Source organism: Bradyrhizobium sp. S69 (genome assembly GCF_009766005.1).
Taxonomy (GTDB): Bacteria; Pseudomonadota; Alphaproteobacteria; order Rhizobiales; family Xanthobacteraceae; genus Bradyrhizobium.
In genome coordinates, this window is record NZ_LMUK01000038.1 from 66,192 (window position 1) to 79,207 (window position 13,016).

Sequence of the window (13,016 nt, forward strand, 5' to 3'; positions counted from 1 at the left end):
GTCCGGCGTCATGCTGAAGGAAGGTAACGCTGCTTCAGCACGTGCTTAAAAAGCTTGCCGTTATCCTGCCGTGGCATCTCGGTTTCGAAGTCGATCGACCGGGGGCACTTCACGCTTGAAAGTGTCTCCCGGCAGAACGCGGTAAGCTGCATTGCAAGATCGACCGACGCCTTTGAGGGGTCCTTGAGTTGGACGACCGCCTTCACTTCCTCGCCGTACTCCGGATTCGGAATCCCAAAGACCGCCACGTCCTCCACGTCCGGATGCACGGATAGCCGGTTCTCGATTTCGGCGGGGTAGATGTTGACGCCGCCCGAGATGATCATGTGAGACCTCCGGTCGGTCAAATATAGATAACCATCACCGTCGAGGTATCCGACGTCGCCGATGCTGGACCAACCCTTGTCGTTGCGCGAGCGTGCGGTCTTCTCCGGATCGTTGTGATAGACGAAGGTCGGGCCTTCGAAATAGACGTCGCCGATCTCACCCGATGCCAGTTCGTGTTTATCCTCATCGAGGATGTGCAGTTTGCCGACACAGGCGCGGCCGACCGAACCGCGATGAGTCATCCAATCCGGAGCGGAAATGCACGTGGCGCCATTGCGCTCCGAACCCGCGTAGTATTCCCAGAGGATTGGTCCCCACCAGGCGATCATGCTTTCCTTGATGTCCGGAGGACAGGGTGCCGCGGCGTGGATGGCACAAACATGGGAGGAAAGGTCGTACGATCCCCGCGTTTCAGAGGGCAACCCGAGTAGGCGGAAGAACATCGTCGGCACCCACTGGCTGTGGGTCACTTTGTATTTCTGAATGGCTGCGAGCGCCGGCTCGGCAGCGAATTTCGGCAGCACGACCACTGTGCCGCCGGATTCCAGTGTTCGCATGGTGAAGCGCAACGGGGCGCCGTGATACAGTGGAGCAGGCGAAAGATAGATGGTGTTTTCGCCGAACCCGAAATTTTCGCGAACCCAGTCGCCGGAAGCTTGTGCCTGCGCGATGTTCTGGAAGAGCGGTTGCTTGATCCCCTTCGGTTTCCCCGTGGTGCCGGACGAGTAGAAAAAATCTTTCCCGACGGGGCCGTCCGGAATCTCCAGATAGCGTTCGAATCTCTTCAATTCACGCTCGTAGTCCAGAGCCCCTGTTATTTCGCCCCGCAGCACGATCGACTTGCAACGCGCCGGGTTGTTGGCGGCGAGCGCTTCCACGACGCCGGCGAAGCGCGCTGCGACAAACAGAATCTTGGCTCCGCTGTCTCTGACGATGTAGGCCGCTTCCGCCGGCGTCAGGTGGGTGCTGACCGGCGTGTAATACACGCCATGGCGGCGGGCACCCCAGACCAGTTCGAAGAAGGCCAGGTCGTTGTCGAGCAGGATGGCAACCCCGTCGCCTTGGGTCAGCCCCATCCACATGAGGAGTTGCGCCACCGAGTTGGCACGGTCGTCGAGCGCACGATATGTCATTGCCTCTTCGGTAAAGGCGATCAGGGACGCGGTCTTTTCGGGGTGGAGTTCCGCCCATTTGCGCAGTGTCGGCATTTCGATCCCGTTGGAGCGCCGGGTTCGGACCCCAGCTGGGCAACGGATTATCGGGTCAGCCCTTGGCAATGAATGACCGCACCTGACAAATTCATTGGCGGCGTCTCAGATGGCGTCAGGGTCCTGGACTAGGCGACCGATTTGCGATTGGCCTGCCGGTATTCACCTGGAGCCGCTCCGGTCCAGCGGCGGAAAGCGCGATGGAACGTGCTAAGTTCCGAAAAACCGAGCGACAAACCGATGTCCTCTAGCGATAGCCGGGATTTTCGCAAAAGGTGGATCGCGACGTCCCGGCGCACACGGTCTTTGAGATCCTGAAAGCCGCAGTTGTCTTCGTCCTGGAGCCGCCGTCTCAGCGTCTGAGGCGTGACCGCCAGCATTGCCGCGACTTCCTCGAGGGATAGATGTTTCGTGAGGTTGCGGCGCAAGATGCCACGCACCCGCTCGGATACGCTGCTTTCGTCCCGATAGCGCACCAAGAGAACGCTCGGCACCGATGCAAGAAAGCGAAGCAATCGTTCCTCGTCCGGAATGATCGGCAAATCCAGGACATCAGTTTCAAATCTTAATTCGGTTCGCAACTGATTGTAAAGAAGAGGTGCTTTGTACACCGGCTCCAATTCCGAACTGAACGGTTGTTCGGGAAACACGTAATGAACGGTGCTCAGCGGGACAGTCCTGCCCACCAACCAGCACATCAGGCCGTAGATGAAGAAGATGATTGCGCCGTTGATCATCCGGCGCCGTTCCGCATCGGCCACGCGATCAGTCATCCAGATGCAGGCTTCCTGGTCGTCTTCGCGAAAGCGAACGGTGAAATCATCAACTACCAGATGGTAAAACTGACAGCCGGTACTGATGGCTTCCCGCAATGTGCCGCAGCGTACGAGAAGTTTGCACATGGTGCGGAAGGTTCCCGGACGAACGGGGCGGCCACAGAGAAGCCAGAACTCGTCGCGGGTAATCCGGGTCAGTACCACGATCAAACGCGCAAACTCTCGCTGCGACAGCCGTGAGTTCGGGTCTGACATTCTGGCAGGGTCGATGCCGGAACGCATCAATATCCGGTCGGTGTCTAATCCCGCTTGTCGCACACCGCTCATGACCAGTTTGACGTAACCGGCATCGATCACGGATCGCGCCATGCCAGTGCCCGAACCCGGTTGCTGCAAGTCTGTGTGGTATGCGGCCTTTGTCATTGTGTCCTATTCTACGACGTTGGCCGACGCGCTACCAGAACCCGCCAGAGCTGAGGGGCCAATGGAATTGGTTGTTTCCGCCATATCCCGACGGCCGTGGAGGCCTGATGTTCGGTGAACGCCGGACACGATAGCGGGAGTTTTGCCCTGGAGACGAGAATGCGATGCGCGCTCTGATAAGCAGGGAAGCCGGCGGTCCCGAGACGCTTCGCTTGGAGCAGATTCCCGATCCGGTAGCGGGGCCTGGCCAGCTCGCAATCTCGATCAAGGCCTGCGGCGTGAACTTTCCAGACCTCTTAATGATTCAAGACTTGTATCAGGTCAAGGCAGCGCGCCCGTTCTCGCCTGGTGCGGAGATAGCTGGTTTCGTAAGCGCCGTCGGGGAGGGGGTCGGGGATTTCGTGGTTGGAGATCGCGTCATCGGCCGCTGCGGCGTCGGCGGGATGGCTGAAGGCATCGCCCTCGACGCGTCAAAGTGTACGCGGATCCCGGGTACCATGCCGTTTCCGGATGCGGCCGCGTTCCAGTTCGCCTACGAGACCTCCTACTACGCACTCGTGACGCGCGGACGGCTCAAGTCAGACGAGACCGTGCTCGTGCTCGGCGCGTCCGGCGGCGTCGGGGTCGCCGCGACTCAGGTTGCCAAGGCCTTGGGTGCCCGGGTGATCGCCGCCGTCTCATCGGAAGAGAAGCTCGCATTTGCACGCATTCACGGGGCAGACGACGGTCTCATCTATCCCGCTTCGATTAGCCAGCCTCCCGACTCCCGGGAACTATCGCGAGCGCTGAAGGCTGCAGTCGGCGCGGCTGGCGCCGACGTGATTGTCGACCCGGTCTGCGGAGCGTTAGCCGAACCGGCTTTGCGCTGCATCGCAGAGCGTGGTCGCTACCTCATTCTAGGATTTACCGCCGGGATCGCCGCGCTTCCGATGAATCTGCCGCTGCTCAAGTCGTGCGACATCCTAGGGATCAACTGGCGTACCTTCACGATGTCGCAGCCCGAAGAGAACCACTCCAATCGGGAAACGCTTTTACAAATGTATTCGCGAGGTAAAATCTCGCCCGTCATCACCGCGACTTTCCCGCTCAAGCGGGGCGGAGAGGCCATTGCGCGCCTTAAAGACCGCGGCGCCATGGGTAAGATAGTCGTCACCAATTAGGCGGTTGTCCATTAGGTCGAAGACCACGCCGCCGCACAAACGAGAGCGACCTTGGCGCGGCTCTGGAAGAGGCCGGCGGCAATCAGGCACAGGGTGGCGGCCAAATTTGATGCCTGGGATCGCCGCGAGCGACGCGCTTGGGCGATCTGCACCGCGCTTCAATTCCCGCGGAACGTGAACCCTTTATGAAATAAAATTCTACTTTCGTGGCGTATGCAGGATTGACTATGTATTATAATTCACTATGAGTTGCGTTATAATTCATAGCAGCGTGCGGCTCGCGGTGGATGCCGGGAACACGTCGGTGCCGACCAATATCCCGGGAGGGAATGACACTTCGGTGCAACGGACTCGGGGCAGATCGCCGTAGCAGCGCGATCCAGTAGCGAAGCGTCGCCTTTGCGGCGGCATGGCGCCCATACCACCGCAAATTCCCACACATTATTTTCGCGATAGATCAGAGGCAGTCCCATGTCCGTTTACAATGCGTGTGCCGAGCTACTTGATTCCAACGTCGAGCACGGACGGGGCGATAAGATTGCTTTCGTCGACGACGCCGGCTCCATCACTTACGCCGAGCTCCAGATTGCTACGCGGCGTTTCGCCAATCTCCTAAAATCACGCGGGGTACGACGAGAAGAGCGGATAGCGCTGATACTTTCAGACACGATCGATTATCCCATTGCCGTCCTGGGCGCTATTCGAGCCGGTGTTGTGCCGGTGCTGATCAACACGCTGCTTGCGTCCGAGCATTACAATTACATGCTAAACGACTCACGGGCCAAGGCCGTGTTCGTTTCGGCGTCGCTACTGGAAAACGTCGGGAGATGTCTGGACGGGCGCCAAAACATCCTTGTCAGCCGTGGCGCGGCGGCTGTGCACGAAGATCTCGCCACCGCCCTAGCCGCCGAGACTTGCGACTTCGAGACCGTGGAATGCCATCAAGACGAAGTCGCCTTTTGGCTCTATTCCTCCGGTTCAACGGGGGTGCCGAAAGGCACCAAGCACGTACACAAAAGTCTGGCGCTGACGGCCAAGTTATTTGCGCAAGGTGTGCTAGGCCTGCGTGAAGACGACGTGGTCCATTCGGCGGCAAAGCTCTTTTTCGCTTACGGTCTCGGAAATTCACTTTCCTTCCCGTTGTCGGTCGGCGCGACCACGATACTCAATCCGCTGCGCCCAACGCCTCAAACAGTATTCGGGATTCTCGAAAAACATCAACCGACCGTCTTCTGCGGCGTTCCGACCCTCTATGCCGGGATGCTTCATGACGTAGAGCATGCAAACTCCGCGGGTTCGGTCCGCTTGCGCCTTTGCACCTCAGCCGGCGAAGCCCTGCCGGAACATATCGGTCAAACCTGGCAGGCCCGGTTCGCGGCGCCAATCATAGACGGGGTCGGTTCAACCGAGCTGCTCCATGTCTACCTTTCCAATGCGCCCGGCGACATCATCTATGGCACGTCGGGTCGCGCGGTCCCCGGTTATGAACTCCGTCTGCAGAACGAAAACGGCGTACTGACACCAGACGGAGAAATCGGAGAACTCTATGTAAGAGGACCGACTTCAGCCGAAGGTTATTGGAATCAGCGGGACAAAAGCCGCGAGACCTTTCAGGGCGAGTGGACCAAAACCGGAGATAAATACGTCCGCGACGCCTCGGCCCGATACACATACTGCGGTCGAGCAGACGATATGTTCAAAGTAAGCGGAATCTGGGTCTCACCGTTCGAAGTCGAAGCGGTGTTGGCAAGTCACCCCTGCGTACTCGAAGCGGCGGTCGTGCCGCACGAGGACGAGGAAGGCTTGCTGAAGCCGAAAGCCTTCATCGTGCTGAAGGACGGCGTCGTGATCGATGGCTTCGAAGCAAGCATCAAGGATCACGTGAAGAAACATATCGGCATGTGGAAATATCCGCGTTGGATCAAGATCCTCGACGCGCTGCCGAAGACGGCCACCGGCAAAGTTCAACGCTTCAAGCTGCGGGCCTAATACCCGTGCGAGCCGACCGGACGTCGTCTTCCGCTGATAAACGGGCTTTGCAGCTCACGGGATGCAAGATCGGGCGGGGGTGGCCCGAGAAAGCATTCACCAGCGCGCCGCCATTATGAAATAAAATGCACGATTTGGTCTTTCAAGCGCTGGACATGCAAGTAAACATGCATTATTGTGCATATAAGGCATCGACGAAGAAAACGAGGGCAACATGGCTACCGGAAACCGAAAACTCGCGAACAATGCGACCTTCATCGATTTCCAGACTGAGCCCTCGCGGTATAGGCACTGGAGGATCGATGTGGCTGGCGACGTCGCTACATTGACTATGGATGTCGATGAGAACGGCGGCCTGTTTGAGGGTTACCAACTCAAGCTGAACTCGTACGATCTCGGGGTCGATATCGAACTCGCAGACGCGGTCCAGCGGCTGCGCTTTGAGCAGCCGGGCGTGAAAGTTGTTGTGCTGCGATCGGCAAAAAACCGCGTGTTTTGCGCCGGGGCCAATATCCGCATGCTCGCCGGATCCACCCACGCTCACAAGGTCAATTTCTGCAAGTTTACGAACGAGACCCGCAATGGCATCGAGGATTCAAACGAGAATTCCGGTCAACGCTTCATCACCGTCGTCAACGGCACCGCTGCCGGCGGCGGGTATGAACTGGCGCTCGCGACCGACCACATCATAATGGCAGACGATGGCGCAGCGGCCGTGGCCTTACCTGAGGTGCCGCTGCTCGCTGTTCTTCCCGGAACTGGCGGCCTCACCCGCGTCGTCGACAAACGCAAGGTGCGGCGCGACCATGCGGATTACTTCTGCACGATCGAGGAAGGCATCAAGGGGAAGCGCGCAGTGGATTGGCGACTCGTGGACGAGATCATCTCGAACACTAAGCTTGAGGAAACGGTCGCAGTTCGTGCAAAGGAGTTCGCCGCAAGTTCGAAAAGAGCGGGCGAGGGCAAAGGAATCGCGCTCGCGCCGCTCCAGCGCGAATTCACGGACGCCGGCATCCGATACGGTTTCGTCGGCGTCAATGTAAATCGCGACGACCGTATCGCGACCATCACCATCAGGGCGCCGGAAACCGAACCGCCGGCAGACATCAACGGCATTGTCGAACAGGGTGCCAGTTTCTGGCTGCTTCAAGTTGCACGCGAGCTCGACGACGCGATCCTGCATCTGCGCATCAACGAGACAGCGACAGCGATGCTCGTATTTAAGTCGACGGGTGACCCGCTGCGGGTGCTTGCCTATGATGCCTTTGTCCTCGCGCATGGATCGCATTGGCTTGTTAACGAGATCAGCCATTATTGGAAGCGTGTGCTTAAGCGCATAGACGTGACTTCGCGCACGCTGGTCGCATTGGTCGAGCCGGAGTCGTGTTTCGCAGGGTCACTGGCCGAGCTCGTGCTGGCCGCAGACCGTTCCTACATGTTGATCGGCACAAAACAGGGCAACAATCATGCACCGGCGGAAATCGCTCTGAGTGCCTTGAATTTTGGTGCCTATCCGATGAGCCACGGCCTGACGCGGCTGCAGTCGCGCTTCCAAGCTGATCCGTCCAACGTAGAGACCGCGAAGTCCAGAATCGGGGAGCCGCTCGACGCAGCCGCTGCCGAAGAGCTAGGCCTCGTGACGTTTGCCCTTGACGACATCGACTGGGACGACGAGGTCCGCGTGTTTTGCGAGGAGCGAGCCAGCTTCTCACCCGACAGCCTTACCGGCATGGAAGCCAACCTCAGGTTCGTAGGCCCCGAAACCATGGAATCAAAAATCTTTTCAAGGCTTACCGCCTGGCAGAACTGGATATTCCAACGTCCCAACGCGGTCGGTGAAGAAGGTGCCTTGCTCCGCTACGGAACCGGCATGAAGGCGGAATTCGACATGACGAGAATATAGAGCCGACCAGGCATATGAAGAAAGCTTTCAACCCCGTCCGCTGATTTCCGTTGCCACCGCCGAAACATAAGTATTCGCCCAACACGGGAGGACAATTCCATGAATTCGATGAACGTCGATTACACCACCAAGATCCCCAACAACGTGAATCTTGCCGAAGACCGCCAGGTGCTGAAGGCATTGGAGGGCTGGTATCCGGGCTACCTTGATTGGTGGAATGACATGGGACCGGAAGGCTTTCAGGAATCGCTTGTGTATCTGCGCACGGCTATCAGCGTCGACCCGAAGGGTTGGGCCAAATTCGACTACGTACGCATGCCCGAATATCGTTGGGGCATCCTCCTCGCACCGCAGCAGGAGCAGCGGAAGGTCAATTTCGGGCAGCATATGGGCGAAAATGCCTGGCAGGAAGTACCGGGAGAATATCGCGCCATGCTGCGGCGTCTGGTCGTAATCCAGGGTGATACCGAGCCGGCATCCGTCGAACAGCAACGTTATCTTGGTAAGACCGCACCATCGCTCTACGACATGCGTAACCTTTTTCAGGTCAACGTGGAGGAGGGCCGCCATCTCTGGGCAATGGTCTACCTGCTGCAGAAGTATTTCGGCCGCGACGGCCGCGAGGAAGCGGACGATCTGTTGCGCCGCCGTTCCGGAGACGCTGATGCACCGCGCATGTTGGGCGCTTTCAACGAGGCAACGCCGGATTGGTTGTCATTTTTCATGTTCACGTTCTTCACGGACCGCGACGGCAAGATGCAGTTGGAGAGTCTGGCGCAATCCGGCTTCGACCCCCTCTCGCGCACCTGCAGGTTCATGCTGACCGAGGAAGCGCACCACATGTTCGTCGGCGAAACGGGCGTTGGCCGCGTCCTGCAGCGCACTTGCGAGGCAATGAAGGCCGCCGGTATCGAGGACCCCAACGCAATTGAGCAGATTAGGGCGCTCGGCGTTATTGACCTGCCTACGATGCAGAAGAAGATGAACCTGCATTACTCTTTGTCGCTGGATCTGTTCGGCTCGGAAGTGTCCACGAACGCCGCTAATTTTTACAATTCCGGATTGAAGGGGCGCTTTCAGGAGACCAAGATCAACGACGACCATCGCCTCGCCAACGATAAGTACAAGGTCTTGAAGCTAGTTGATGGACGGATCACGTCCGTGGACGAGCCCGCGCTGACCGCGCTAAACATGCGTCTGCGCGATGATTACACCGAGGATTGCGGAAAGGGCGTCGAACGCTGGAACAAGATCATCGAGAAGGCTGGGGTCAGCTTTCGGCTGGAACTGCCGCATACTGCGTTTCATCGTCAGATAGGCGAATTCGCAAACGTCCAGGCAACGCCAAAGGGCATAATCATCAGCGGCGCCGAATGGGAACGCAGCAAGAATCAATACGTACCCTCGGTGGAGGACGGCGATTTTATCGCATCCTTGATGGAGCCTGTCAGCGAACCAGGCACGTATGCCAACTGGATCTCCCCGCCCAAGATGGGGATCGATAACAAGCCCGGTGAATTCGAATATGTGAAAATTGCGGCCTGATCCGATCGCCTTCGGGCCTGGTAACATGGGAGGGGCTCAATAGCCGGCGCGACGGGTCCCTCCTGCAAGTCGACGTCCCAGGACCATCACCCCGTATGTTAGGGAATAGAACCATGAACGGACCTGCAGAGATCACGACCTTCACAAAGCAGCACCTGATCGATCCTGAGATATGCATCAGATGCAATACCTGCGAGGAGTCCTGCCCGATCGATGCGGTCACGCATGACAACAACAATTATGTCGTCAACGCGGAGATATGCAATCAATGCATGGACTGTATTGCACCGTGTCCAACCGGCGCGATAGATAATTGGCGCGTTGTAGCGGCCCCATACTCGTTGGAGGAACAGTTTTCCTGGGAGGATCTGCCTGTCCAACAAGAATTCAGTACCGCTGCCACGAGCGCCGGGGTTGAGGCGCTGGAGGACGAAATCGGAGCGCTGCTTGCAGAGGCCCGCAAGGGACTCGGTGGCAAGGCCGTCGCGCCCCATTCGGCGAGCAAGCCTACGGTCAATCTTTACAATCGAGAAAAGACCGCGAAGGCGACGGTGACCGGCAATTTCCGGTTGACCAGCGCGGACTCAGACACAGACGTCCGCCACATCATTCTGGAGTTCGGCGATCAGCCGTTCCCCGTGCTGGAAGGCCAGAGCATAGGAATCATAGCCCCAGGCGCCGACGACAATGGCAAGCCACATCTGGTCCGCCTCTATTCGGTCGCAAGCGCGCGCGACGGCGAAAAGCCGAATGCAAGCAACTTGTCGCTCACCGTCAAGCGAGAAGCGACCGGTGTTTGTTCTAATTATCTATGCGACCTGCCTCGTGGCGCAAAAATCGAGGTGACCGGTCCGTTCGGCGCGACTTTCCTCATGCCAAACGATCCTAGCGCGAACATCGTGATGATCTGCACGGGCACCGGCTCGGCACCGTTCCGCGCCTTCACCGAGCGCCGCCGTCGCGCCATGCCGGAAGCCCCGGGACGATTGTTGTTGTTCTTCGGCGCCCGGCGACCGGAGGAACTTCCATACTTCGGTCCATTGCAGAAAGTACCTGAAACAATCCTCGGAAAGCATCTGTGCTATTCACGGGTGCCAGGCAAGCCGCGCGTCTATGTGCAGGACCGAATCCGCACCGAAGCCAGTCAGATGGCCGCGCTTCTGAGCGACTCCCGCACGCACGTTTATATCTGCGGGCTGAGGGGAATGGAATCGGGTGTCGATGAAGCGTTCGCCGACGCCTGCCGCAGTGCATCGGTCGATTGGGCCGCGCTGAAACCCGAGATGCGCGAGAACGGCCGATATCACGTTGAAACATACTAACACGCTAGGACGGTCGGCCTGGTCCGATCGGCCAGTGTCGCTTGACGGTCATTGTCCGAGAGCTCAGATTTTTCCGAAACGGCGCCAAACACGTCCGCGATAGCTGACATTTTTACTCTGAAATCCATAAAGGGTGCTGAACAGCCTCGGGTTGGCAATGGCAACCCAACGAGGGGCGCGATAAGTTCTCGCCCGAGGGGTAGCCTGATTTCCTGACGGGATAGTGCCATGACAAGACCCGGAGTTCTGCCCTGCTTGAGAGCCCGCACGGTGGGCCTTCACGGCGGACGGTGATCGTCCGTTCGCCGCCTCGTTGGGGATACCGATCAATATCAGCAAGTCAGAAGGTAACAAGGCGCTCGTTGGTTGGGCGCTGGCTTACGGACTTTTGAGATAAGACACGTGCAACCTCGCCATCGCCAACGAGCTTGCTGCTCCCGAAAAACTTCACCAAGGCATGAGCCGCGCCATTCATGCCGATACCAAAGCTCCCTGACTGGCTTCCGGAAGGCGTTCCGCGATCTCGCGCTTCGAGGCGCAGCAGGCCTGATCGCTGAAGGCGACTACGTGGCCGGCCGATGAAAGAGCGGTCGGACGCACACCGGACCGGCATTCAACGAATTTTTGTGGTGCCACTGCCAGCCGCGACGGAACGGAAGATGTATTTCACCGGCACCACCTTGCTCCGCATCCCAAACGGCACGACCGCCAAAAAGATCTGCCTGGACAAAGGGCACACCCAGCCCCCAGCAACGGCCTCATCCGAGCCGTGTAAGTTACGAGACTATCCCGGATCGTTGCCGCGCGCCGATCCGTTCCGAACGACAGAACTCCTCGTCATTAAATCCGAAACTCAGAAAATCTCATGCGGCACGGCGCTCTGTTGCAATTTGCAGCCGTCGGGCCACGACGGAACTTCGATGTAGTACGTCGTCCGGGGCCGCGCACAAGTCGCCGACGGGTTGCGGCGGAATGGCCGGCTTCGATACGAGGACAAGATCCGGAGTTTGATCCCGCCGCCTCGAGTCTACTTCCTATCCTCTCGATCATGCTCTTCAAAGAAAAGCGGCGGAGCACGGGACAAAGGGGAAAACATGAAGAACGTTCTTTCACGAAATGCCCGGATCGGTGCCGGCGGGGCGCTTATCATTCTCGCCGTCGCTGGAGCCGTGACGCTCGATTATCGCGGCGCAGGCGTAGGAACCAATGCGGCCAGTGCCGCGACAGCCGAAGCGGCCCCGTTGGCGGCTTCGGTGGCCATCGTCACTTCCCGCGACATGGTTTCGTCCGATGAGTTTTCAGGCCGCCTTGAGGCGGTAGAGCGAGTGGAAATCCGGTCCCGTGTCGCGGGCGCGATCTTGGGGGTTCATTTCCGGGAGGGAGAACTCGTCCAGCAAAATGATCTTATGATCTCGATCGATCCATCACTCTATGCCGCCGACGTGGCAAAGGCGGAGGGTCAGGTCGCCGCGGCCAACGCCCGTCTCGTTCTGACGAAAAGCGATTTCGAACGCGGGCAGCAACTTACTGACTCACATACGATCTCGCAGCGCGACTTTGACGGTCGTGTCAACGCGTACCGGGAGGCTGACGCTAACCTAAAGGTGGCGGAGGCCGCGCTTCAGACGGCGAAACTCAACTTGAGCTATACCGAGATCCGGGCGCCTGTTGCCGGCAGGGTCGGAAAGCTGGAAATCACGATCGGCAACCTCATATCGGCTGGGCCCGGAGCGCCCGTATTGACCACGCTGGTTTCGGTCAATCCGATCTATGTAAGCTTCAATGCTGACGAGCACGTCGTCACCCGGGCGCTGAAGGCACTAAACGACGATTCCGCGCCCGACGACGTGGGCCGCATCCCCGTCGAAATGCGGGTGGGAGGCGGCGACGGTGTGCTTCTCCGAGGCAAAATGCAGCTCATAGATAATCAAGTCGATGCCAATAGCGGAACGGTCCGGGTTAGGGCCGTTTTTGATAACGCGGATGGCCGCTTGATCCCGGGGCAGTTCGCCCGGGTTTCGATGGGACAACCCAAGGCTGAGCCGGTGCTGCTTATAAGCGAGCGCGCGATAGGGACGGACCAGAACAAAAAATTTGTGATGGTCGTCGACCACGACAACAGGACGCAATACCGCGAAGTGGTTCTCGGTGGATCGGGCTCCGGAATGCGGGCGGTTACGGCCGGCCTCAAAGCGGGCGAGCGCATCGTCGTGCGCGGGTTACAGAAAATTCGTCCAGGCGTTCCGATCCAGCCAGAAATGGTCGCGATGTGCAGTTCGGACGTGGCGTCCGCGGCGGCCGCCGTACAGAGGTAGTGCACAATGCGTCCCGACAGTGTCGGGACGTCTTCTGGAGTGCTCCCG

Annotated in this window: 8 protein-coding genes; 6 read left to right on the forward strand and 2 right to left on the reverse strand. The window is 58.7% G+C overall.

The window, feature by feature from the left end; genetic code table 11:
- Positions 1 to 8 precede the first annotated feature (8 nt).
- Positions 9 to 1,535 (reverse strand): acyl-CoA synthetase, encoded by a 1,527-nt coding sequence (locus GSQ88_RS15130; RefSeq protein ID WP_246784807.1) that lies wholly within the window; start codon positions 1,533 to 1,535, stop codon positions 9 to 11.
- Between the two features lie 128 nt (positions 1,536 to 1,663).
- Positions 1,664 to 2,734 carry an AraC family transcriptional regulator gene (locus GSQ88_RS15135; RefSeq protein WP_159008545.1) on the reverse strand — a complete coding sequence of 357 codons (1,071 nt, stop codon included), beginning with the start codon at positions 2,732 to 2,734 and terminating at the stop codon, positions 1,664 to 1,666.
- 212 nt (positions 2,735 to 2,946) lie between these two features.
- On the opposite strand from GSQ88_RS15135, the gene GSQ88_RS15140 reads away from it, so the two are divergent.
- From GSQ88_RS15140 to GSQ88_RS15165, 6 genes are all read left to right on the forward strand, one after another.
- On the forward strand, positions 2,947 to 3,894 hold the full coding sequence (locus GSQ88_RS15140) for an NADPH:quinone oxidoreductase family protein (protein WP_246784808.1): 948 nt from the start codon (positions 2,947 to 2,949) through the stop codon (positions 3,892 to 3,894).
- A gap of 471 nt (positions 3,895 to 4,365) precedes the next feature.
- Entirely contained in the window at positions 4,366 to 5,883 is a 1,518-nt protein-coding gene (locus tag GSQ88_RS15145; protein ID WP_159008547.1) for a benzoate-CoA ligase family protein, read from the forward strand.
- A 214-nt stretch (positions 5,884 to 6,097) separates the two neighbouring features.
- On the forward strand, positions 6,098 to 7,786 hold the full coding sequence (gene boxC, locus GSQ88_RS15150) for a 2,3-epoxybenzoyl-CoA dihydrolase (RefSeq protein WP_159008548.1): 1,689 nt from the start codon (positions 6,098 to 6,100) through the stop codon (positions 7,784 to 7,786).
- A gap of 99 nt (positions 7,787 to 7,885) precedes the next feature.
- Positions 7,886 to 9,331: a benzoyl-CoA 2,3-epoxidase subunit BoxB gene (gene boxB / locus GSQ88_RS15155; RefSeq protein ID WP_159008549.1), complete on the forward strand. Its 1,446-nt coding sequence runs from the start codon at positions 7,886 to 7,888 to the stop codon at positions 9,329 to 9,331.
- Positions 9,332 to 9,444: 113 nt separating this feature from the next.
- Positions 9,445 to 10,653 carry a benzoyl-CoA 2,3-epoxidase subunit BoxA gene (boxA, locus tag GSQ88_RS15160; protein WP_159008550.1) on the forward strand — a complete coding sequence of 403 codons (1,209 nt, stop codon included), beginning with the start codon at positions 9,445 to 9,447 and terminating at the stop codon, positions 10,651 to 10,653.
- Between the two features lie 1,094 nt (positions 10,654 to 11,747).
- Complete coding sequence (locus GSQ88_RS15165) at positions 11,748 to 12,968, forward strand: efflux RND transporter periplasmic adaptor subunit (protein ID WP_159008551.1); 1,221 nt, start codon at positions 11,748 to 11,750, stop codon at positions 12,966 to 12,968.
- The last annotated feature ends 48 nt before the right edge of the window (positions 12,969 to 13,016 follow it).

What these genes read in the sequence shown, in the direction of transcription:
- boxA (WP_159008550.1), top strand. Translation starts at nt 9,445, where the DNA reads ATGAACGGACCTGCAGAGATCACGACCTTCACAAAGCAGCACCTGATC.
- GSQ88_RS15145 (WP_159008547.1), top strand. Translation starts at nt 4,366, where the DNA reads ATGTCCGTTTACAATGCGTGTGCCGAGCTACTTGATTCCAACGTCGAG.
- GSQ88_RS15135 (WP_159008545.1), bottom strand. Translation starts at nt 2,734, where the DNA reads ATGACAAAGGCCGCATACCACACAGACTTGCAGCAACCGGGTTCGGGC.
- boxC (WP_159008548.1), top strand. Translation starts at nt 6,098, where the DNA reads ATGGCTACCGGAAACCGAAAACTCGCGAACAATGCGACCTTCATCGAT.
- GSQ88_RS15165 (WP_159008551.1), top strand. Translation starts at nt 11,748, where the DNA reads ATGAAGAACGTTCTTTCACGAAATGCCCGGATCGGTGCCGGCGGGGCG.
- boxB (WP_159008549.1), top strand. Translation starts at nt 7,886, where the DNA reads ATGAATTCGATGAACGTCGATTACACCACCAAGATCCCCAACAACGTG.
- GSQ88_RS15130 (WP_246784807.1), bottom strand. Translation starts at nt 1,535, where the DNA reads ATGCCGACACTGCGCAAATGGGCGGAACTCCACCCCGAAAAGACCGCG.